The organism is Pseudoalteromonas sp. SG41-5 (assembly GCF_014164495.1).
In the GTDB taxonomy this organism is placed as follows: domain Bacteria; phylum Pseudomonadota; class Gammaproteobacteria; order Enterobacterales; family Alteromonadaceae; genus Pseudoalteromonas; species Pseudoalteromonas rhizosphaerae.
The window spans coordinates 1-1,255 of the sequence record NZ_JACJFH010000232.1 but is presented as its reverse complement, the minus strand read 5'-3'; the positions used below and the strand labels follow the sequence as shown (position 1 = coordinate 1,255).

Annotated in this window: 1 protein-coding gene; it reads right to left on the bottom strand. The window is 39.4% G+C overall.

The features are described 5' to 3' along the window. Positions 1-29: 29 nt before the first annotated feature. Positions 30-1,189, bottom strand: a protein-coding gene (locus H5232_RS23250) for an IS3 family transposase (protein WP_182719725.1) whose coding sequence is annotated in 2 segments (ribosomal slippage) — positions 30-916 and positions 916-1,189 — 1,161 coding nt in all. Because the reading frame shifts where the segments join, the coding sequence is not laid out codon by codon here. Between the last annotated feature and the right edge of the window lie 66 nt (positions 1,190-1,255).

The window sequence follows — 1,255 nt, the reverse complement described above, 5'->3', positions numbered from 1 at the left end:
TGTAATGGTCAACAAATTCTGTAGAGATTCTAAGCGGCATTTTTTAATTCATTATATTTCTGATGTGGCGTCATATAATTAAGCGTAGAATGCCTACGTTTGTAATTGTAAAACTGAATATAATTGTCCACCTCACTTATAACTGAATGATGATTTATAAATGACAGGCGATTCAGTCGCTCTGTTTTTAAACTTCTAAAAAATCGCTCCATTACTGCATTATCCCAACAATTACCTCGACGACTCATACTTTGCGTTATAGTTAGTTGTGATAACCGAGCTCTAAACGAGGCCGCAGAATACTGACACCCCTGATCGGAATGAAACATCAGTTGATTAAGAACCGGCTGTTGACGCTTAATAGCATTATTCAATGCTGCTATAGCCAATTCAGCATTTGGGCTTGTTGATAAGGCATACCCTACAACTTCCCTCGTTGATAAGTCTAACACACAGGCCAAGTAGCTCCACCCTTGACGGTTCCTGATATAGGTAATATCACCGACCCAATGCGTGTTATGTGAATCAGGGTTAAACTCTCGTTTTAAGAGGTTCTGTGCGTACTTATGTTCATCACCTGAGTTAGGGTAGTAATGTTTTTTCTTCGGCCTGATGGCTTTTATATTCAACTTTTTCATCAGTGCCGCTGTTTTATATATTCCAATCGTATGATTTAACGCATTCAGTTCAACGTTCACTCTGCGTCTACCATACGTATAACCAGAATCGTCAGCGATAGATTTAATTAACGCCAGCAGTGCCTGCTCTGACTTATTTGGCGCGACGGGCGCATAGTAATAACTACTTGTACTGACTTCTAAAGCACGACACAACTCAGATACCGTATAGCTTGGGGTCGCTTTCTTCAATGCTTTAATTACTTTAAATTTTGATTGTCGCGAATGAAGAAAGCGGTGGCTTTTTTTAATATATCATTATCCCTTAAAGCGCGCTGTAGCTGCTTCTCTAGCAATTGAATACGTTGCTGTTCTGGTGTGAGTGCTTGTACATTTCCCGGGCTCTTACCATCTAGCTCAGATAGATATTGTTGCTTCCAACGTGATACTGCTGACTTTCCTGCGCCAGACATCTCTTCAATTTGCTTATTGGTATAACCTTCTTCTACCATTAATTTGGCATATTCAAGTTTTTGTTGTGCACTGAGTGTTACTTTTGATTTTCTGGTCATAGTGATACCTTTTGGGTTTAGCTCATTTTACGCTATAAACCTGTCCAGTTTCATTAGACCATTACA